General features: G+C 56.4%; 17 protein-coding genes. 14 read left to right on the top strand and 3 right to left on the bottom strand.

What is annotated here, in order from left to right:
- Nucleotides 1-58: 58 nt before the first annotated feature.
- Nucleotides 59-376 carry a DUF1476 domain-containing protein gene (locus tag GS630_RS07295; RefSeq protein ID WP_171174201.1) on the bottom strand — a complete coding sequence of 106 codons (318 nt, stop codon included), beginning with the start codon at nt 374-376 and terminating at the stop codon, nt 59-61.
- A gap of 187 nt (nt 377-563) precedes the next feature.
- Here GS630_RS07295 and purC point away from each other — a divergent pair, with 187 nt between their 5' ends.
- The 7 genes from purC to GS630_RS07260 all read left to right on the top strand — a co-directional run bounded on the left by purC (nt 564) and on the right by GS630_RS07260 (nt 10,114).
- The gene (gene purC, locus GS630_RS07290) at nt 564-1,319 is read left to right on the top strand and encodes a phosphoribosylaminoimidazolesuccinocarboxamide synthase (protein WP_171234202.1); all 756 of its coding nucleotides are present in this window, start codon (nt 564-566) and stop codon (nt 1,317-1,319) included.
- A 236-nt stretch (nt 1,320-1,555) separates the two neighbouring features.
- Nucleotides 1,556-1,786 (top strand): phosphoribosylformylglycinamidine synthase subunit PurS, encoded by a 231-nt coding sequence (purS, locus tag GS630_RS07285; protein WP_171234565.1) that lies wholly within the window; start codon nt 1,556-1,558, stop codon nt 1,784-1,786.
- Between the two features lie 4 nt (nt 1,787-1,790).
- Nucleotides 1,791-2,834 (top strand): zinc-dependent alcohol dehydrogenase family protein, encoded by a 1,044-nt coding sequence (locus tag GS630_RS07280; protein WP_171619099.1) that lies wholly within the window; start codon nt 1,791-1,793, stop codon nt 2,832-2,834.
- A gap of 11 nt (nt 2,835-2,845) precedes the next feature.
- A complete protein-coding gene (purQ, locus tag GS630_RS07275; RefSeq protein WP_171619097.1) occupies nt 2,846-3,514 on the top strand; it encodes a phosphoribosylformylglycinamidine synthase subunit PurQ in 669 nt (222 codons plus the stop codon).
- Between the two features lie 36 nt (nt 3,515-3,550).
- Entirely contained in the window at nt 3,551-5,329 is a 1,779-nt protein-coding gene (locus GS630_RS07270) for an ATP-binding protein (protein WP_171619095.1), read from the top strand.
- Nucleotides 5,330-5,341: 12 nt separating this feature from the next.
- On the top strand, nt 5,342-6,676 hold the full coding sequence (locus GS630_RS07265) for a sigma-54 dependent transcriptional regulator (RefSeq protein ID WP_050603452.1): 1,335 nt from the start codon (nt 5,342-5,344) through the stop codon (nt 6,674-6,676).
- 507 nt (nt 6,677-7,183) lie between these two features.
- The gene (locus GS630_RS07260; protein WP_171711993.1) at nt 7,184-10,114 is read left to right on the top strand and encodes a ribonuclease E/G; all 2,931 of its coding nucleotides are present in this window, start codon (nt 7,184-7,186) and stop codon (nt 10,112-10,114) included.
- Nucleotides 10,115-10,162: 48 nt separating this feature from the next.
- On the opposite strand, the gene GS630_RS07255 is transcribed toward GS630_RS07260, so the two are convergent.
- Nucleotides 10,163-10,396, bottom strand: a complete 234-nt coding sequence (locus GS630_RS07255; protein WP_171174194.1) for a sulfurtransferase TusA family protein — start codon at nt 10,394-10,396, stop codon at nt 10,163-10,165.
- A 106-nt stretch (nt 10,397-10,502) separates the two neighbouring features.
- On the opposite strand from GS630_RS07255, the gene GS630_RS07250 reads away from it, so the two are divergent.
- From GS630_RS07250 to GS630_RS07235, 4 genes are all read left to right on the top strand, one after another.
- Complete coding sequence (locus tag GS630_RS07250) at nt 10,503-11,255, top strand: cytochrome c biogenesis CcdA family protein (RefSeq protein ID WP_171174191.1); 753 nt, start codon at nt 10,503-10,505, stop codon at nt 11,253-11,255.
- Between the two features lie 62 nt (nt 11,256-11,317).
- Nucleotides 11,318-12,532 (top strand): hypothetical protein, encoded by a 1,215-nt coding sequence (locus GS630_RS07245; RefSeq protein WP_171174189.1) that lies wholly within the window; start codon nt 11,318-11,320, stop codon nt 12,530-12,532.
- The gene (locus GS630_RS07240; protein ID WP_171619093.1) at nt 12,529-13,878 is read left to right on the top strand and encodes a cytochrome P450; all 1,350 of its coding nucleotides are present in this window, start codon (nt 12,529-12,531) and stop codon (nt 13,876-13,878) included. The genes GS630_RS07245 and GS630_RS07240 overlap by 4 nt, the downstream gene beginning before the upstream one ends.
- A gap of 73 nt (nt 13,879-13,951) precedes the next feature.
- Nucleotides 13,952-14,833: a fructose bisphosphate aldolase gene (locus GS630_RS07235; RefSeq protein WP_171619092.1), complete on the top strand. Its 882-nt coding sequence runs from the start codon at nt 13,952-13,954 to the stop codon at nt 14,831-14,833.
- 127 nt (nt 14,834-14,960) lie between these two features.
- Here GS630_RS07235 and GS630_RS07230 read toward each other — a convergent pair whose 3' ends face one another.
- Nucleotides 14,961-15,308 (bottom strand): hypothetical protein, encoded by a 348-nt coding sequence (locus GS630_RS07230; protein ID WP_171174175.1) that lies wholly within the window; start codon nt 15,306-15,308, stop codon nt 14,961-14,963.
- Between the two features lie 396 nt (nt 15,309-15,704).
- Between GS630_RS07230 and GS630_RS07225 the strand changes: the two genes are divergently transcribed.
- The 3 genes from GS630_RS07225 to GS630_RS07215 all read left to right on the top strand — a co-directional run bounded on the left by GS630_RS07225 (nt 15,705) and on the right by GS630_RS07215 (nt 19,809).
- Nucleotides 15,705-16,673, top strand: coding sequence for a TAXI family TRAP transporter solute-binding subunit (locus tag GS630_RS07225; RefSeq protein WP_171089876.1), 969 nt, complete (start codon nt 15,705-15,707; stop codon nt 16,671-16,673).
- Between the two features lie 98 nt (nt 16,674-16,771).
- Nucleotides 16,772-19,381, top strand: a complete 2,610-nt coding sequence (locus tag GS630_RS07220) for a TRAP transporter permease (protein WP_171237534.1) — start codon at nt 16,772-16,774, stop codon at nt 19,379-19,381.
- Nucleotides 19,378-19,809 carry a universal stress protein gene (locus GS630_RS07215; RefSeq protein WP_171619090.1) on the top strand — a complete coding sequence of 144 codons (432 nt, stop codon included), beginning with the start codon at nt 19,378-19,380 and terminating at the stop codon, nt 19,807-19,809. Before GS630_RS07220 ends, GS630_RS07215 begins: the two co-directional genes overlap by 4 nt.
- Nucleotides 19,810-19,814: the final 5 nt, after the last annotated feature.

The raw sequence follows: 19,814 nt of genomic DNA, 5'->3' as shown, positions 1-19,814 counted from the left end.
AGGGGCGTCAAATCAAATTCATAAAACTCATGAAGATCATGAGTCAGGCGCTAATCGTTTAGTCGGTCTCGCTCAGAACCTGCGCTTTGGCCTCTGGCAAAAGCTCGGCCATTTTCGCCCGAATTTCGTCATCCGAGGACAAGCTACCCAAATCGCCTGAAACCTTGCGCACAACATCCTCGTGCCCGGCTTCTTCAAAATCGGCGATTACAACCGTCTTTGCGTATTCTTCGGCATCGGCACCGGTTTTGCCCAGTTTCTCTGCCGCCCATAGGCCCAGTAGTTTGTTGCAGCGGGCCTGGGCCTTGAACTGCATTTCTTCGTCATGAGCAAATTTGGCTTCAAAGGCGTTTTCGCGTTCGTCGAACGTGGTCATTGGGTGAGGACCTCTTGGGTTACATCTTGTTTCCTGATGATATGACCATACGACGTCCCGTGCGCAAGGTATTTGCGCTGCGTCAAAGCCTCTCGGGTACATGAACTTGCGAGAAAAGGGGGCTTGCACTATGAGGACGCCAACGAGAGGGGACTCAATCCCTCTGCTCAGACTGGAAAGGTCGCTTATGGCGCGTCGCAAGAAAATTTACGAAGGTAAGGCCAAGATTCTGTATGAAGGTCCCGAACCGGGCACAATCGTGCAGTATTTCAAGGATGACGCCACCGCGTTCAACGCGGAAAAGAAGGACGTTATTGACGGCAAAGGCGTATTGAACAATCGCCTGTCCGAGTTCTTTATGAACGGCCTGACCCAAATCGGTATCCCGAACCACTTTATTCGCCGCCTGAACATGCGCGAACAACTGGTGCGCAATTGCGAAATCGTTCCGTTGGAAGTGATCGTTCGAAACTATGCCGCCGGATCGATGTCAAAACGTCTGGGCATAGCAGAAGGCACTCAACTGCCGCGCCCGATCGTCGAATATTGTTACAAGGACGACGCGCTGGGTGATCCTCTGGTTACAGAAGAACATATCGCAGCCTTTGGTTGGGCCAGCCAGCAGGACATGGACGACATCCTCAGCATTGCTCTGCGGGTGAACGATTTCATGAGCGGCGTGATGCTGGCAGTTGGTATTCGGCTGGTGGACTTCAAGATCGAAATCGGACGCGTGTTCGACGGCGACTATCAGCGCCTGATCGTGGCTGACGAAATCAGCCCCGACAGCTGCCGCCTGTGGGATATTGAGACCGGCCAGAAGCTGGACAAGGATGTGTTCCGCCGCGATCTGGGCAATCTGACCGATGCATATTCAGAAGTCGCGCGCCGGTTGGGTGTGCTTCCGAATACCAATGTCACCAAGCCGACACTGATCAACTGATCCGTTCCGGAGACTTATGTTTCAACTAAACTGCGCTGCGGCAAAAACCGCGGCGCAGTTTGGTTTTTGCGTTATCGGAAGGTTCATCTCTTGGTGATTAACCGAAAGAGTCGCTTCGCTTGATGACAACTGCGGCAAACTGCTTGGGAAACAGGGTTGTCGAAAACGGTCAGGCACGCTATCCCCCGCGCAACGAAATGGGCCATGGATTGCGGCCCGAAGGTGGAGTTGCCAAAATGAAAGCACGGGTGCATGTGATGCTCAAGAACGGGGTACTGGACCCGCAGGGCGAAGCTGTTCGGCACGCATTGGGCGCAATGGGCTTTGATAAGGTCGAAGGTGTACGTCAAGGCAAGGTGATCGACCTTGAACTGACCGAAGGTGCAACCGAAGCGGATGTCACCGAAATGTGCGAAAAGCTGTTGGCCAACACGGTCATTGAACGCTACGAGATCGAACTGGTCTGACCGAATGCGGGCCGCGCGTCTGATCACCTATCGCCAACCACTTGAGGTTACGACGGTACCCGACCCCGAACCCGCCGAAGATGGTGTTGTGGTTCGGGTTTTGGCGTGTGGCGTGTGCCGATCCGATTGGCATGCGTGGTCAGGCGCGGACCCGGACGTAATCCTTCCGATGACACCCGGTCACGAATACTGTGGCGAGGTTGTTGCGGTTGGCCCCCGCGTCACCCGGTGGCGGGTTGGCGACAGGGTGATTGCTCCCTTCATTCTGGCTTGCGGACATTGCGCGGATTGTGCGCAGGGGCATCAGACAATCTGCAACGATCAGATTGTGCCTGGGTTCACCTGCGATGGCGCCTTTGCCGAATACATTGCTGTAGCCCATGCGGATGCTAACCTTACATTGTTGCCCGACAGCATTGCGCCCGAAGTGGCGGCCGCCCTTGGGTGCCGGGTGACGACAGCATGGCAGGCATTGGTCGGACGGGCGCAGGTTCAGGGTGGGGAATGGATTGCGGTCTTTGGTGGCGGTGGCGTTGGAATCTCGACCCTGCTGTTGGGCAAGGCCCTTGGTGCACGGGTTGTGGTGGTCGATATCGCAGACGACAAGCTGGATTATGCCATGTCTCTGGGCGCGGACGCGGTCGTGAATGCGACGACCTGTGATGCGTCGCAAGCCGTGAAGGACATCACTGGCGGCGGCGCGCACGTTGCAATTGAAGCCTTGGGCATTGAAGTGACGACTGTCTCCGCGATGCGGTCCCTTCGCAAACTGGCGCGCATGGTGCAGATCGGAATGCCTGCGGGGGATCACACCCAGATGGCACTGCCAATGGATGTGCTGTACTCTGGCCAGCTTTCTGTTTTCGGTACACGGGGAATGCCAAGCTGGCGTTATCCGTCCTTGTTGTCGATGATCGCAGGGGGCGGGATCGACCTGAGCCCACTGGTCACGCGTAAAATATCTCTCAACCAGGTAAGCGCTGAGCTTGCCGCCTTTGATCATCCGACCCCTCCGGGCGTTGCGGTGGTTACTGATTTTGTCTCGTAGGAGGGCCCGCCATGCGCGCAGCCGTAATCGTATTCCCCGGATCCAACTGTGACCGAGACCTCGCCGTCGCTTTTGAGCAGGCCGGTTTCAAGGTTGATATGGTCTGGCACAAAGACGCAGCGTTGCCCGACAGTGTAGATATCGTGGGCGTACCGGGCGGCTTTTCGTATGGCGACTATCTGCGCTGCGGGGCCATCGCTGCCAAGTCACCGATCTGCAAAGCGGTTGTGGATCATACCGAACGTGGTGGATATGCAGTTGGTATCTGTAACGGTTTCCAGGTTTTGACAGAAACGGGTATCCTGCCAGGCGCGTTGCTGCGCAATGCCGGGCTGAAGTACATTTGTAAATCAGTGGGCCTGAAGGTTGAAACCAGCGATAGCGTGTTTACCGCCGGCTACAATGCGGGTGACGTGATCGGCATTCCGATTGCGCATCACGACGGCAATTACTTTGCGGACGACGAAACGCTGTCGGCATTGCAGGATCAAGACCGTATCGCGTTCACCTATACCGAGAATCCCAACGGTTCGGTGGGTGATATTGCAGGCATTCTGTCGGAAAACCGCCGTGTGCTGGGAATGATGCCGCACCCCGAACGGGCCGCTGACGAAGGTCACGGTGGCACCGACGGGGCGGCGCTGTTCCGCGCATTGTCGGGCGTGTTTGAAGCGGCGTGACTTGAGGTCACGCGCGCCCGCGCGTAACGTCTGGACATGAACTCGGACGTGCGATCAGCCTGGTCAAATCTGTTGAAACCGTTTCGTGGTGCGCCGCTGGGCTGGCGGCTGCGCCTGTCTGTGCTGGTGTTGCTAGTCGCAACAATCGCAACGGTCTGGATTACCAACCGCCTGTTGACTGACAGGTTCACGGAATCCACCCGAAACCGGGCTGAACTACGGCTGGCCTTGTATTCCGGAAACTTGCTCAGCGAATTGCGACGAAACTCAATCGTGCCGCAGTTGCTGGCTCGTGACCCAACCTTGATTTCCGCCCTCCAATCCAGTGACTACACGCTTTCAACGCAGCGGTTGATCTCTTTTGTAGAAGAAATCGGCGCCGCATCCTTGATGTTGCTGGACAGCGACGGTCGGACAGTCGCGGCGACCGATCGGAACAGACTAGGCGAAGGGCACAGAAATACCGCATATTTTGTGGACGCCGTCCGATCGAACGCGACAATTTTTTCCGTCATTCCGAGAGAATCCGGCGGATACAGTTTTGTGTATTCCCGGCGACTGGAAAATGGATCGGAAATTCTGGGCGTCATCGTTGTTGAGGTGGATCTTCAGAAATTCGAGCGCGCATGGGCCGGTATATCAGACGCGGTGATGGTCACGGACAGCACCGGAACGATCATCCTGTCCACCGAGCCACGTTGGCGCGGCTTGGAAGAAAGCACGGCAATGCTGCGCCAGCCGCCGCAGGGCGCAATTCAACGCGCCATTCGGGCCACAACCGACTGGACGGCTTTGCCACCTGACGCGTACCTGCAAGGCGAGGCGGTGATGCGGATGGAAACACGCATCCCGTTCCGGGGTTGGCAGATGACATCTTTCACCACCTTTGAGTCGATCCGCGAAAAGGTGAACAGCGTTCTTGCGCTGGAAATCATGGGTTTTGCGATTCTTCTGGCGCTGACGTTCTATGCGCTCAGCCGTCGGGCCACCTTGCGCATGGCCCTGTTTCAGCGCGAGTCGGCAGAGCTTCGCGCATTGAACGCGCGGCTACAGCGAGAAATTGCTGAGCGGGAACGGGTTGAAAAGACGCTGGATTTGGCAGAACAGACCCTCGCGCAAAGCTCGAAATTGGCGGCGTTGGGCGAGATGTCGGCTGCGGTCAGTCACGAGCTCAATCAACCTCTGGCTGCAATGAAAACATATCTCGCCGGGGCGCGTCTGTTGTTGCGGCGCAACCGACCGGAAGAGGCGCTGGCCAGCTTTGGGCGCATCGATGGCCTGATCGAACGGATGGGTGCGATCACGCGCCAGCTTAAGTCTTATGCACGCAAAGGGGCGGATGCGTTTTCGCCTGTAAATCTTGGTGAAGCGCTGGCCTCGGCCTTGTCTATGATGGAGCCCCAACTGCGTCAGCGTCATGTGAAGATCACTCAGATCCTGCCGGAAGAACCTGTGATGGTGATGGGGGACCGGATGCGGATCGAGCAGGTGATGGTCAACCTCTTGCGAAATGCGCTGGATGCCACCAAATCAGTAGCAGAGCCGGATGTGGAAATCATCCTGGCGGCGGGCGACATGGCGGTCCTGACCGTGCGCGACAACGGGCATGGTATCGAGGATATCGAGAACCTGTTCGAGCCGTTCTATACCACCAAACAGCCTGGAGATGGCGTAGGTCTGGGGCTTGCTATCTCGTCTGGGATCGTGAACGACCATGGGGGACGGCTGACTGCGCGCAATGCACAATACGGCGGCGCGGTGTTTGAAATGCAGTTGCCAGCACTGGGAAGCGACGGCCTTGAGGCCGCGGAATAACGAGGAATGACTATGGCACAGGCCATGAAAATTGCCATTGTGGATGACGAACAGGACATGCGCCAGTCGATCAGCCAGTGGCTTGCTTTGTCCGGATATGACACTGAAACCTTTGCCAGTGCGGAAGATGCGCTCAAGGTTTTGGGGCCGGATTACCCGGGGATCGTGATTTCGGATATCAAAATGCCGGGGATGGATGGCATCCAGCTTCTGAAAAAATTGATGGGCGCCGACAGCACCCTGCCTGTGATCATGATCACCGGACATGGTGATGTTCCAATGGCGGTCGAGGCGATGCGTGTCGGTGCGTTCGATTTCCTCGAAAAGCCATTCAATCCCGATCGCATGTCCGAACTGGCCAAGCGCGCCAGCAATGCCCGTCGCCTGACATTGGACAACCGTGCACTGCGACGCGAGCTGTCGGGTGGCACGCAGATCATGAATAAGCTGATCGGTGCCAGCCCGGTGATGGAGCGGTTGCGAGAGGATATTCTGGACCTTGGGCAGGCCGACGGACATGTGTTGATCGACGGCGAGACCGGAACCGGCAAGACGCTGGTGGCGCATGCGCTGCATGCGGTGGGCAGCCGCGCGGGCAAGAAGTTTGTTTTGGTATCCTGCGCAGCGCTCGAGGAAGATGCGCTGGCCAAACGGTTGTTTGGCCCGATGATGCCCGAGGATGCGCAATTGCCCGCAATCGAAGAAGCGCGCGGTGGCACGCTGGTGCTGGAAGATGTTGAGGCGCTGAGCGATACGTTACAGGCCAAGCTGCTGAGCGTGATGAACGAGCAGGGCACGCCTGCCGAGACCCGGATCGTTGCGATCTCGAATCTGCAGGAAGCGGGAAAAACCTCTGAGGATGTTCTGCGCCCTGATCTGTTTTACCGACTGGCCGCGTTGCGGATCACGATGCCGCCACTGCGTCAGCGAGGTGAGGACATTCTGACCCTCTTCACGCGCCTCAGCGAGCAGTTTGCCGAGGAATACGGTTGTGATGCGCCTCAGGTCAGCGCTCAGGAAGCAGCGCAACTGTTGCAAGCGCCCTGGCCGGGCAACGTGCGCCAATTGATCAATATTGCCGAGCGCGCCGTGCTGCAATCGCGCCGTGGATCGGGAACGATTGCGTCGCTGTTGATGTCGGACCATGAAGAGATGCAGCCGGTGATGACCACCGAAGGTAAGCCGCTGAAGGAATATGTCGAAGCGTTCGAGCGGATGCTGATCGACAATACGATGCGCCGCCACAAAGGCTCGATTGCGTCTGTTATGGACGAACTCTGCCTGCCGCGCCGGACGCTGAATGAAAAAATGGCCAAATATGGTCTTCAGCGTTCAGACTATCTTTAAGTGACGCGAATGGGGGCGCTGCCCCCGTCGCCTTTGGCGACTCCCCCGAGGTATTTTTAGCCAGATGAAAGGGATCCGCCCGCGCGCATTTTGGCGGAATGCAGTTTGCCCATTGTCTTTTCCACAGGGTTGCTTTTATGGTGTGCGAACGGGCCAGGCGAATTTGACGCCCATAAGACCCGAATTTTTGAGTTTCGCTGCTGATCTGTTGATGAGGATCAAGCCCTCGCGGTTCAGCAGGCCGATTGTGCCCCGAACGGGGCAGTGTAGTACCTGAGCCCAGGATCCTTGGGCGAAAGGAATAAATGGGCAGGCAGCGGTCAGACGCGCCTGTCGGAGAAGAACCGCGATGACGCGCGCGCAACGATTGAGAGAACGGGCAGGGGGCCACAGCGCCAGACCTTGCCGCGCGCCGTCCGAAATCGCCCTGACAAGACACCTCCCCAAATGCGCCTGTCCGCCTGGACAGGTCAGGACAACGCGTTTGGCGCGGTGCACCAAGGAAAAATGGCTAAGAAAATGCTTATCGATGCCACCCACGCGGAGGAAACCCGCGTCGTGGTGGTCGACGGAAACAAGGTTGAGGAGTTCGATTTTGAGTCCGAAAACAAACGCCAGCTTGCTGGCAACATCTATCTTGCAAAAGTAACACGGGTTGAGCCGTCGCTTCAGGCGGCATTTGTCGACTATGGCGGGAACCGGCATGGATTCCTGGCGTTTTCGGAAATTCATCCGGACTATTACCAGATCCCCGTCGCCGACCGTGAGGCATTGATGGAGGAAGAACGCGCCTACGCCGAGGCGATGAAGGCGCTTGATGAAGCCGAAGAATCCAAGCCCAAGAAGCGGCGGTCTCGGTCGCGGTCCAAGGCGGCCGATGTGAAATCGGACGATCCGGTTGAAACGATGGAAGTTTCATCCGAGCCGACTGGTATGGAAACCATCGATCTGGCCGACGGCGAAGATACGGATGCAGAGGTGCCTGAGGGAACCTCGCCCATGGAAATTGTCGCCGAAACACCGGTAGAAGAGCCGGAAGACAGCGATGCGACCCCGTCGGACGCTGTATCTGACAACGCTGAGCAAGCGGCTGTTGTTGAGGTCGATGACGCGACTGATGAAGCTGAAGGGGTCAACGACGCTGCTGGTGAGACCACCGAAGAGCCTGCTGAAGCCTCGGATGAGGCGTCAGCAGATGTCGTAGATCAAGCCGAGGAAGCTTCGGACAAAGCGAATGAGGAAGCGGCAGAGGCTTCGGCTGTTGAAGATAATGATACCTCGGCTGAAACCTCCTCAGACTCCGACGATGATCAGGACGCGGATGAAGAAGGCGCCGAAGGCACGGGGGCCGATGCGTCCTCGAAGGATGATTCAATTGAATCCGTAGCGGATGAGGATGACAGCGAAGACATCCGTCCACCGCGCAAACCTCGCCCGCGTCGCTATAAGATTCAGGAAGTTATCAAGGTTCGTCAGGTCCTGCTGGTGCAGGTGGTCAAGGAAGAGCGCGGCAACAAGGGCGCTGCACTGACAACCTACCTGTCTTTGGCCGGTCGCTATTGCGTATTGATGCCGAACACTGCGCGCGGTGGCGGTATCAGCCGCAAAATCACCAACGCCGCCGACCGCAAGAAACTGAAAGAAATTGCCGCGGACATTGATGTCCCGACCGGGGCCGGTTTGATCATTCGTACAGCGGGCGCCAAGCGCACCAAGTCCGAGATCAAGCGCGACTACGAATACCTGCAGCGCTTGTGGGAGCAGATCCGCGCCCTGACACTGGAATCGATTGCGCCTGCAAAGATCTATGAAGAAGGCGACCTGATCAAACGGTCGATCCGTGATCTTTATAACCGCGATATCGACGAGGTCCTGGTCGAGGGTGAGGGCGGATACCGCATCGCCAAGGACTTCATGAAAATGATCATGCCGTCTCACGCTAAGAACGTGAAACGGTATGAGGATGCCCTGCCTCTGTTCGCGCGGTATCAGGTCGAAAGCTATCTGGCAGGGATGTTCAACCCGACGGTTCAGCTGAAATCCGGTGGCTACATTGTGATCGGTGTCACTGAGGCTTTGGTGGCGATCGACGTGAACTCGGGTCGGGCGACCAAGGAAGGCTCGATCGAGGAAACCGCGCTGAAGACCAACCTGGAGGCCGCCGAAGAAGTTGCCCGTCAATTGCGTCTGCGTGACTTGGCCGGTCTGATTGTCATCGATTTCATCGACATGGACGAGCGCAAGAACAACGCAGCGGTTGAAAAGCGTCTGAAGGATAAGCTGAAAACTGATCGGGCGCGTATTCAGGTTGGCCGGATTTCGGGCTTTGGTCTGTTGGAGATGAGCCGTCAGCGCCTGCGCCCTGGTATGATCGAGGCCACGACTCAGCCATGCCCGGCCTGTCATGGAACCGGCTTGATCCGTTCGGACGACAATATGGCCCTGTCGATTCTGCGTCAGATCGAAGAGGAAGGAACCCGCCGTAGGTCGCGTGAGGTTCTGGTGCGCTGCCCTGTCAGCATCGCCAACTTCCTTATGAATCAAAAGCGCGAGCACATTGCACAGATTGAGGCGCGGTACGGTCTGTCGGTGCGGATCGAGGGTGACGTTCATTTGGTCAGCCCCGATTTCTCGATGGAGAAATTCAAGACCGCCAGTCGGATTGTCCCGGAAGCCACTGCGCCTGTTGTATCCGTCGATGCATCACTGATGGATTTGGTGGATTCGTCGGACGAAGAAGTCGCCGAAGACGAAGTTGCCCAGGCAGAGGAGGAATCCAAGCCCAAGCGCAAGCGCCGTCGTCGTCGCCGCAAGAAGGGCGGGGGCAATGGGGATGCGACAGAGCAATCCAGCGACGGCAATGACGACGAGACACAGGAGGCTTCTGAGGGCGAGGCCACCGATGAAGAAGCTGCGACTGAGGTTGTCGAGGCAGAAGCCGCTGACGAAGAAAAACCTGCCAAGCCCAAGCGCAAGCGCGCGCCACGTCGTCGGAAGAAAGACGTAATAGCAGAAGAAACGGTCGAACAGGCTGAAACAGCAGTTGCCGAAGCTGAGACGGTAACGGATGCACCTGCGGCTGAAAAAGTTGCCGAAACCCCTGAGGGCGACGTAACAGAGGTCGCTCGGGAGCAAGGCGTGGCGGTTGATGCGGCATCTGAAGCTGCGGTTGAAGAACCGGTGATTGCCGAAGAGGCCAGCGTTGCGGATGCGGCCGACAAAGCCATCGGTGCGGATGCAAACGTCGGAGAACCCGCTGCGGATGTAGAATCAACCGCAGCAAAAGCGGTTGAAGAACCTACTGCGAATGAGGTTGAGCCCGCCGCAGAAGCGCCAGTGGAAGAAACGCCCGAACCCGTGCTGGAAACCGTAGCGGAAGAACCGGAACCGGGACCTGCCAAGCCGAAACGGCGCGGATGGTGGTCGTTGGGTAAATAATGAAAGGCGGGCTGATGGGCCCGCCTTTTTTCGTTGGGGCAGGGGTTTTCAGACAGATTTTTGAATCAAATAAATCTGATGCGCCCCATCAAGATCTTGCGACAACAATGTATGCCCAGCCTCGGCGCAGAAATGCGGGACATCGACGATAGCCGCCGGGTCATCGGCCAAAACACGCAGTACGGCCCCTGCAGGCAAGGATTTAAGCCGTTTGCGGGCTTTGAGGACGGGCAGAGGACACAAAAGCCCAAGGGCGTCCAACGTTTCTGTAATCTCGGTCATGTCATTCGGGATAGGACCAAGTTGAAATATTGTCCAGATTCCAACCACGAGGATGTGACTGAATGGCCCCGTGACGGATCGACCTTCATCACTTATGTGCAGAGACATGTTCGGAATTGAAATCATAGACGCGGGATTGATCCCCGCCATGTTCGTCGCCCTTCTGGGCGGCTTGATCAGCTTTCTATCGCCTTGCGTGCTGCCCATTGTGCCGCCCTATCTGGCGTATATGAGCGGCGTCACAATCAACGAGATGCAGGATGAAGCCCGCGCGCGGCGTAAGGCAACCCTGTCGGCGTTGTTTTTTGTGATGGGGCTGTCGACCGTCTTTCTGCTTTTGGGCTTCACCGCGTCGGCCTTTGGGGCGTTTGTTCTGCAAAATCAGGTGCTTTTCGCCAAGCTCTCGGGCGCAGTGGTGATCGTGTTCGGTCTGCATTTTCTGAACGTATTCCGAATTCCGTTTTTGGACCGCGAAGCGCGGATCGAAACAGGTGATTCCGGTGGCTCGGTCTTTGGCGCCTATATTCTGGGTCTGGCGTTTGCTTTTGGCTGGACGCCCTGCATTGGGCCTCAGTTAGGTGCAATCCTTTCGCTAGCAGCAAATGAGGCGTCAGTGGCGCGTGGTACAGTGTTGCTGGGCGTCTATGCGGCAGGCTTGGGCATTCCATTCCTTCTGGCGGCCATGTTCCTGAATCGCTCTATGACCGTTATGAACCGCATCAAGCCTTACATGGGCACGATCGAAAAGGTTATGGGCGGCTTGCTGTTGTTCGTGGGTATCATGTTGATCACAGGCCTCTTTACCCGGTTCAGCTGGTGGTTACTGGAAACCTTCCCGGCTTTGGCAAATTTTGGATGAGCCGCTGACCCCCTTACCTTGACCTCAAGCCTGCGTTAACCTGCACGACAGAAGGTAAGGGCATGAGCAGTCAGACAAATCAGCCTCGGGTGCGCAAACGTCGGGTGTTTTACATACCCGGTTATGATCCCTTTCCGCCCCGACGATATCGCGAGTTGTATCGGTCTGAGTCACAGGCCCAAGCCGAGATTTCCGGCTACGAGATTTCTGTCTCAGCCAAGCAGCGGTCCGAAGTTTTTGGCTGGCGTGTCACCTCGGTTCAGGATGGTGAACGGGTGCACACGGATGTCGATGTGCTGGTCTGGTCGGACATCGTGCGGGACAGCATGACGGGATCGATCCTGTCCACCTATCTGCAACTGGCTCGAACCGCTTGGACCTACATCTCAACGGGTACTCTGCGTCGGTTGATGGGGCTGAGGAAAGGGCCGGTGATTGCTGCGCTGTATCCGGTAGGCATGCTGCTTTTGCAACTGCTGGCCGCGCTGCTGGTTGCGTGGGCGACGGCGAAACTGCTTGCCCCAATGGTCGGGCCGTGGGCTTTGGTTCCGGTGGGTGTCCTAGCTTATGCCGTGTTGCGTTGGTTTCGCACAATCGACAACCGGCTGTTTGCCTATTACCTGATGCATGACTACGCGTATTCTGCGCAGTTGAAGGGGGAAACTCCGCCGCAGTTGCAGGCGCGGCTGGACACATTCCAAGACCTGATCAAAGACGCTTTGACTGAAAAGGTAGACGAGGTTTTGGTGATCGGCCACAGCTCTGGCGCGCATCTGGGTGTGTCGGTGCTGGCCGATCTGATCCGCGATTGTGGCGTGTATGACCGAGGCCCGGTTTTGTCGTTTCTGACTTTGGGGCAGGTGGTTCCCATGGTTTCGTTCCTGCCAAACGCACACCGTTTACGCGCGGATTTGCTGTTTCTATCCCAGCAACCCACCGTGGCATGGGTCGATATAACCGCACCCGGCGATGGCTGCGCCTTTGCGCTATGCGACCCGGTTGCGGTCAGCGGTGTGGGCAGCCCAGAAAAGAAATGGCCCTTGGTTTTGTCCGCAGCGTTTACACAAACACTGTCACCTGAGCGCTGGAAGGCGGATCGCTGGCGGTTCTTCAAGCTGCATTTTCAGTATCTCTGCGCCTTTGACCGTCCGGGTGCATACGATTATTTTCGGATCACCGCGGGCCCCCAAACCTTGGCTGCACGATTTGCCGGGCGCGCGCCTTCACCGTCACGTATTGATCAGCCCGTTTCAAAATACACTACGGTTCACGCATGATCCCGCCAAAACCGACCCCACGCCCAGACAAAGTTTCGCTGTGGCAGTATCTGAGACTGTTTCGGAAAGACCTGCTTTCAGCACAGCCCCAACGGCTCTATCGCGCATGGATGGCGGAATTTCGAACGCCGTTCTTTATATCTTACATGATCAATCAGCCGGAACTGGTTGATCTGGTTTTGAAAAAGAGGCCCGAAGATTTCCCGAAGTCTAACCGGATCAGCGAAGGTTTGCGGCCGCTTTTGGGTGAGTCTGTATTTCTGACAAACGGTGAGGCATGGAGGCGACAACGTCGTATCATTGATCCAGCGTTTGAAGGCGGGCGGTTAAAAGACACGTTTCCAGCGATGCGAGATGCCTCACAAGCCTGCGCCAATCGGCTGCATTCGAGTGTTGGAACGGAGGTTGAAGTAGAGGAAATCACCAGCCATGTCGCCGCTGATGTCATTTTCAGAACACTGTTTTCGGTGCCTATCGAACATGAAATCGCAGCCGAAGTATTCCAGAAATTCCGCGCCTATCAAAGGCGGCAACCGCTTTTGAACCTTGCGGCTTTTTTGCCTCTGCCACGTTGGGTTCCTCGTCTACATGCCGGCGACACGCGGCGGAATGCGCATGATGTCAGGCGTTTGATCCAGAAACTTACAGCGGATCGCGCTGCGGCCATTGCTGATGGAACGGCACCAAACGATCTGGCCACAAAAATCATGACAACACCCGATCCCGCCACGGGGAAGTGTTTTGAAACCGACGAGATGATTGATCAGGTCGCGATCTTCTTTCTGGCGGGCCATGAAACCAGCGCTTCGGCCCTGGCCTGGACGCTTTATCTGCTGGCGCTGTACCCCGACTGGCAAGAGATGGTCGCGGAAGAGGCACAGGCAAACCTGGACCCGTCCTTTTCGACCATGTCCAGGCTGAATGTCATCCGAGATGTGTTTCGCGAAGCGTTGCGACTTTATCCACCGGTGCCAATGATGGTTCGAGAAACGCAATGTCCTGAACAGTTTCGCGATCGAGAGGTTCCGAAGGGTGCACAAATTGTAGTCAGCCCGTGGCACCTGCATCGGCAAGAAAGGCTTTGGGACAATCCCGACGGGTTCGATCCCTCGCGCTGGAAGACAGAGAACGGCAAAACATGTCAACGCAATGCCTACATTCCGTTCTCTGCCGGACCAAGAGTGTGCACTGGGGCGGGGTTTGCGATGGTTGAGGGGCCCTTGATCCTGTCGATGCTGTTGCGCCAATTCAAATTCGAAACAATCCCCGGAAAAACACCGGTTCCGGTGGCGCATCTGACCGTTCGGTCCAAGGACGGGATATGGTTGAGGTTGGTTGAGCGCTAACAAACTACCATCGTCCATCGCCGTGCTGTATGCGAGGAATGAAATCGGAATCATTCTTGAACGGGAAATCATTATGTCCAAAGCAGAACAGCGCGCGCAGATGTCCAACGGAGCAGGCTTTATCGCCGCACTGGATCAAAGCGGTGGATCGACCCCAAAGGCGCTGGCGCTTTATGGGGTGGACGCGTCGGCTTACGCGTCGGAAGAAGAGATGTTCGGCGAAATCCAGAACATGCGCGCGCGGATCATTCTGGCGGACGATTTCACCAAGGACAAAGTGATCGGTGCGATCCTGTTCGAACGTACGCTGGGTGAAGAAATCGACGGCCGCAAGGTTGCAGATTACCTTTGGTCGGTCAAAGGCATCGTTCCGTTCCTGAAAATCGACAAAGGTCTGGAAGAGACTGCCAATGGCGTCCAGATGATGAAACCGATCCCGGGTCTGGCCGAAACGCTGGCCAAGGCAGAGGGTGTGTTTGGCACCAAGGAACGTTCGGTAATTCATGAAGCCAACGCCGAAGGCATCGCTGCCGTTGTGGCACAGCAATTTGACGTGGCCCGCGAGGTTGTTGCGGCAGGGATGGTTCCGATTGTCGAGCCCGAGGTCAACATCAACTCGGAAACCAAGGCCGAGGCGGAAGAGATCCTGAAGGCAGAAATCCTGAATAACCTGGATCAGTTGACCGAGGGGCAGGACGTCATGTTGAAACTGACGATCCCGAGCACGGCAAACCTTTATGATGAAGTGGCTGATCACCCGCGTGTCGTGCGCGTCGTTGCTTTGTCAGGTGGGTATTCGACCGAACAAGCGTGTGATCTGCTGGGTCAGAACGGCAAGATGATCGCGTCGTTTTCGCGTGCGCTGACTGAAGGTCTGTCGAAACAGCAATCTGATGCCGAGTTCAATACAGCTTTGGGTAGCAACATAGATAAAATCTTTAAGGCATCGGCCTAACATTCAGAAATAAAAGATAAAAGCGGCGCAGTTGCGCCGCTTTTTCTGTTTCAACCGTGCGTCTGAATTCCACCAGTTGAAATCAACACAGTGTAAGAGAAGTATAGACTTCGGCCTTGTGCGTGCTTCAGGACGCGGGGCAGGTGCCGCGATCAAATTTCTGGGCCGCACCTTTGACCATCATATCGTATTTCAAACTGTCGTAGTTCACCACAAATGTGACGACCTGTCCGTCCTGCATCAGCAGAAATGTCATCGATTCTCCGACAGGGTAAATTGCAGCCTCGCCTTCAAGATCACCTGTGGAAATGAAACCTTTGTCCGAACCGCCTGACCTTTTCAATGTAACGTTGCTGCCATCTACATCCGAGACACATTCCAACGAAAAATCATCGTTGTGTAGTGTGCTCTTGGCCAAAGCCGGAGTGGCCGCCATCGCTGTTATTGCGAGCACGCAGAGGTATTTCTTTGCCATTTCGAGTTCCAAATTTGGGGGTTTTCTGTTCGCTCGGTCCGGCAAAATGGGCAATCATTATGACCGAACCTGGCGTGCAGGTGCCTGTTATTTGCGCCAGGAATGAGGCGTATGTTTGAACTTAAAGTGTTGCCAGGAAAACAGGATGGTTTCTGGCAGGCCGAAGGGGAAACTTTGGAAATTAAGCTCATATATGCGGATTGGCGGGATCAATCTTGGCGCTGGCCTTGACAATCGGTGTCTCTGAATGAAACCTCTTAAGGGTTGGGAGACAATGGAAAATTCAAAGAGTTGTACCTGTTGCGGGACGGGCCGGTTTGTATTATCGGCACGCTTCCCTGAGCAGGACGACTTATTTGGGTTCCAACTGCCAGATAAAAAAGTGGGAGTTAACACATGAAAAACAGCAGCAAACTGAGCCTCGGCGCGTTTGTGACCGCAGCCATGATGGCGCCGGCCGCATATGCGGAAGAGTTCATCACAATCGGCACCGGTGGCGTAACCGGCGTGTATTACCCGACAGGGGGCGCAATCTGCCGTCTGGTGAACAAGGGCCGCAAGGAACATGGCGTGCGCTGCTCGGTCGAATCGACCGGTGGTTCGGTCTACAACATCAACACCATCCGCGAAGGCGAGCTGGAGTTTGGTGTGGCGCAGTCCGACTGGCAGTACCATGCCTATAACGGCACCTCGAAGTTTGAAGAGGCTGGCCCGTTCGAAAACCTGCGTGCGGTATTCTCGGTTCACCCCGAGCCGTTCACCGTTGTGGCCCGCGCAGATTCCGGCATCACCAATTTCGAAGATCTGAAAGGTAAGCGCGTCAACATCGGCAACCCCGGTTCCGGTCAGCGGGGCACAATGGAGGTTCTGCTGGGTGAAATGGGCTGGACCACGGGCGATTTCGAACTGGCGACCGAACTGAAGGCGGCTGAACAGTCGGCCGCACTGTGCGACAACCAGATCGATGCGATGGTTTACACCGTCGGTCACCCTTCGGGTTCGATTCAAGAAGCCACCACCGCGTGTGACTCGGTTCTGGTGAATGTCAGCGGGGAAGCTGTGGACAAACTGGTCAACGACAACTCGTTCTACCGCACCGCAACCATTCCCGGTGGCATGTACCGTGGATCTGACGGCGACACGTCGACCTTTGGTGTGGGCGCAACCTTTGTGACTTCGGCGGACGTGTCGGAAGACGCTGTGTACGCGGTTGTCAGCTCGGTCTTCGAGAACTTCGATGACTTCAAAAAGCTGCACCCTGCATTTGCCAACCTCAAGCCTGAAGAGATGATCGCGGACGGCCTGTCGGCACCGCTGCATCCGGGTGCCGAGAAGTACTACAAAGAAAAAGGCTGGATTCAGTAAGCCAGACCTGACGCAGGGTGCCCTCGGGCGCCCTGCACGCAACCCGTGTTAAACGGGGTTCCAAAAGGCCGAAAAAGGCCGTGACGGGGAGACATTGCATGAGTTCCGACACACAATCCAATCGTCCGCTATCCGAAGAAGAGCTTCAGGATCTGGTCGCATCTTCCGACGCCGGTGGGCGTAATCCAGTCGGGAATGTAGGGATATTTCTGGCCATCGTGGCGGCGATCTGGTCGATTTTTCAGGTTGTTCTGGCCTCGCCGATTTCGAACTATGTTCTTCCCGGAAGCGTTGTGAACAACTCGCGTCAGTTCCATCTGGCCTTTGCGATGTTCCTGGCCTTTGCGGCTTACCCGGCGTTAAAATCAAGCCCGCGCGGTTATATCCCGATCCAGGACTGGATTATGGGTCTTTTGGGCGCGTTCGTCGCACTTTACGGCTATTTCTTCTATGACAAGATCGTCAATGCGGGCGGCCTGGCCGATGATACGGACAAGTGGGTCGCTCTGGGCGGTTTGCTGTTGCTTTTTGAGGCCGCGCGTCGTGCGCTTGGCCCAGCCATGGCGATCATCGCGACGATCTTTCTGGCCTATGTTTTCTTTGGTTCATCCGAATACGTTCCCGAGGTGATCCGCTGGAAGGGCGCGAGCCTGAAAAAGGCCATGAGCCATATGTGGATCACGTCCGAAGGCGTGTTTGGCATCGCACTTGGCGTTTCCACGAAATTCGTCTTTTTGTTCGTATTGTTCGGGGCCTTGTTGGATAAGGCCGGGGCAGGGAACTATTTCATCAAGATGGCCTTCGGGGCGCTTGGCCATCTGCGTGGCGGTCCTGCGAAGGCGGCTGTTGTGGGCTCGGCTGCTACTGGCCTGATCTCGGGTTCGTCGATTGCCAATGTTGTAACCACCGGCACCTTCACCATTCCGTTGATGAAACGGGTGGGCTTTTCCAGCGAACAAGCTGGCTCGGTCGAGGTTGCGTCTTCGGTGAATGGCCAGATCATGCCACCGGTTATGGGCGCTGCGGCCTTCCTGATGGTGGAATATGTGGGCATCTCGTATGTCGAGGTCATTACCCACGCCTTCCTGCCTGCTGCGATTTCCTACATCGCTCTGGTCTATATCGTCCATCTTGAAGCGGTTAAGCGGAACATGCCAACTCTGGGCGACCGGGATGTGCATTTGGCGCGGACCGTAGTCGGCATGTTGTCTTTCTTCTTGGTGTTTGCCGGTCTGTGCTATAGCTCGCAATTTCCGGTGGATGCGGTGACCAGTTGGGCACCTTCGGCGGCGGGATTGATCCTCAGCCTGATCGTTTGCGCGATCTATGTTGTGCTGCTTTATCTGGCCGCTCAGGTGCCGGATCTTGAGCCCGACGATCCAAACGCCAAAGAAGTCACACTGCCGGTCATTGCTGACATCTACAAGGCAGGTCTGCACTATCTGTTGCCGATTATCGTGCTGGTCTACTTCCTGATGATCGAACAGAAATCTCCCGGTTTGTCGGCCTTTTGGGCAACCGCGTTACTGTTCGTGATCCTGCTGACGCAAAAACCGCTCAAGGCGATCTTCCGCGGCGAAAGCGATGTGTACAATCGCTTTATCGACGGTGTGGCTGACCTGTGGCAGGGCCTGATCGACGGGGCGCGGAACATGATCGGGATCGCTTTGGCCACCGCCACGGCGGGTGTGATCGTGGGTACGGTGACGCTGACCGGTGTAGGACAGGTTATGGCCGATCTGGTCGAGTTCCTTTCGGGCGGCAATCTGATCCTGATGCTGATCATGGTCGGTATCCTCAGCCTGATCCTGGGCATGGGCCTGCCGACCACGGCGAACTATATCGTCGTCAGTTCGCTGATGGCGGGCGTTGTGGTCGAACTGGGTGCGCAAAGCGGGCTGATCGTTCCTCTGATCGCCGTCCACCTGTTTGTCTTTTACTTCGGCATCATGGCGGACGTGACGCCGCCTGTGGGTCTGGCCAGCTTCGCGGCCGCTGCTGTCTCGGGCGGGGACGCGATCAAAACCGGCTTCACTGCGTTCTTCTACAGCTTGCGCACCGTGGCCTTGCCGTTTGTGTTCATCTTCAACACGGACCTGTTGTTGATCGATGTGACATGGGTCGAAGGCATAATCGTCGCCATATTCGCGACCATAGCCATTCTGGTCTTTACCGCCGGTACAATGGGTTACTTCCTGACGCACAGCCGGATCTATGAGAGCATCGCGCTGATCTTTGTGGCCTTTGCCTTGTTCAGGCCGGACTTCTTCATGGACCGCATTTCACCTCCGTTCCAGACGGTTGAGCCTGCTGCGTTCGAAGAGACAATCGGTCAGGTTCCACCCGGTACAGAGATGCGGCTTGTGGTGTCCGGGCCTGACTTCGATACGCTTGAAATGGTGGATACAACCGTTGTCGTCACCGTGGGCGAAGAAGAAGGTGGTGCTGCACGGGTGGAGGCGATGGGCCTGCTGCTGTTCCCCGAGGACGGTCTGGTTAAGTTGGAAGAACCGCTGTTTGGCACACCTGTTGCGGACGATTTGGGCAACTTCGACTATTATGGGGATGAGGCCGTGCGTTTGACCTCGGTCAGCCTGCCATCCAGCCAGCCACCTAAGCAGTTGATCTATATTCCCGCGATGGTTCTTCTGGGCCTTATCGCGCTGTTGCAACGCGGCCGCGCCGCAAGACAAGAGGTGCTTGCATGACACATTCGGTTCTGTGTGCCATTGACATCAGCAATGGCGAGATTGATGTGCCGGTCCTCCAAAAGGCGGCTGCTCTTGCGGATTTGGAAGGCGCGCAGTTGGATGTTGTGACAGTGTTACCGGATTTCGGTGAGAGCTGGGTGTCGGGTTTCTTTGAGCCCGACTTCCACGACAAAGCACTGGAAGAGGCGCAGACCACTCTGACCGCCCTGTGTATCAAGGCTCTTGGGGCAGAGCGGAATGAGCATATTCGCCACGTCGTCGCGACAGGAACGGCCTATCAGGAGATCCTGAAAACTGCTGAAAGCGCTGGATCAGATCTGATTGTGATCGGCGCGCATAAACCGGATTTCAAAGATTACCTTCTTGGCCCCAATGCCTCGCGCGTGGTGCGACATTCGACGGTTTCGGTTTACGTCGTGCGCTGAGCCGA

The sequence above is a fragment of the Ruegeria sp. HKCCD7303 genome (genome assembly GCF_013111185.1).
GTDB lineage: Bacteria > Pseudomonadota > Alphaproteobacteria > Rhodobacterales > Rhodobacteraceae > Ruegeria.
This window is presented reverse-complemented; position numbering and strand designations above follow the sequence as displayed.

What these genes read in the sequence shown, in the direction of transcription:
- GS630_RS07295 (WP_171174201.1), bottom strand. Translation starts at nt 376, where the DNA reads ATGACCACGTTCGACGAACGCGAAAACGCCTTTGAAGCCAAATTTGCT.
- purC (WP_171234202.1), top strand. Translation starts at nt 564, where the DNA reads ATGGCGCGTCGCAAGAAAATTTACGAAGGTAAGGCCAAGATTCTGTAT.
- purS (WP_171234565.1), top strand. Translation starts at nt 1,556, where the DNA reads ATGAAAGCACGGGTGCATGTGATGCTCAAGAACGGGGTACTGGACCCG.
- GS630_RS07280 (WP_171619099.1), top strand. Translation starts at nt 1,791, where the DNA reads ATGCGGGCCGCGCGTCTGATCACCTATCGCCAACCACTTGAGGTTACG.
- purQ (WP_171619097.1), top strand. Translation starts at nt 2,846, where the DNA reads ATGCGCGCAGCCGTAATCGTATTCCCCGGATCCAACTGTGACCGAGAC.
- GS630_RS07270 (WP_171619095.1), top strand. Translation starts at nt 3,551, where the DNA reads ATGAACTCGGACGTGCGATCAGCCTGGTCAAATCTGTTGAAACCGTTT.
- GS630_RS07265 (WP_050603452.1), top strand. Translation starts at nt 5,342, where the DNA reads ATGGCACAGGCCATGAAAATTGCCATTGTGGATGACGAACAGGACATG.
- GS630_RS07260 (WP_171711993.1), top strand. Translation starts at nt 7,184, where the DNA reads ATGGCTAAGAAAATGCTTATCGATGCCACCCACGCGGAGGAAACCCGC.
- GS630_RS07255 (WP_171174194.1), bottom strand. Translation starts at nt 10,396, where the DNA reads ATGACCGAGATTACAGAAACGTTGGACGCCCTTGGGCTTTTGTGTCCT.
- GS630_RS07250 (WP_171174191.1), top strand. Translation starts at nt 10,503, where the DNA reads ATGTTCGGAATTGAAATCATAGACGCGGGATTGATCCCCGCCATGTTC.
- GS630_RS07245 (WP_171174189.1), top strand. Translation starts at nt 11,318, where the DNA reads ATGAGCAGTCAGACAAATCAGCCTCGGGTGCGCAAACGTCGGGTGTTT.
- GS630_RS07240 (WP_171619093.1), top strand. Translation starts at nt 12,529, where the DNA reads ATGATCCCGCCAAAACCGACCCCACGCCCAGACAAAGTTTCGCTGTGG.
- GS630_RS07235 (WP_171619092.1), top strand. Translation starts at nt 13,952, where the DNA reads ATGTCCAAAGCAGAACAGCGCGCGCAGATGTCCAACGGAGCAGGCTTT.
- GS630_RS07230 (WP_171174175.1), bottom strand. Translation starts at nt 15,308, where the DNA reads ATGGCAAAGAAATACCTCTGCGTGCTCGCAATAACAGCGATGGCGGCC.
- GS630_RS07225 (WP_171089876.1), top strand. Translation starts at nt 15,705, where the DNA reads ATGAAAAACAGCAGCAAACTGAGCCTCGGCGCGTTTGTGACCGCAGCC.
- GS630_RS07220 (WP_171237534.1), top strand. Translation starts at nt 16,772, where the DNA reads ATGAGTTCCGACACACAATCCAATCGTCCGCTATCCGAAGAAGAGCTT.
- GS630_RS07215 (WP_171619090.1), top strand. Translation starts at nt 19,378, where the DNA reads ATGACACATTCGGTTCTGTGTGCCATTGACATCAGCAATGGCGAGATT.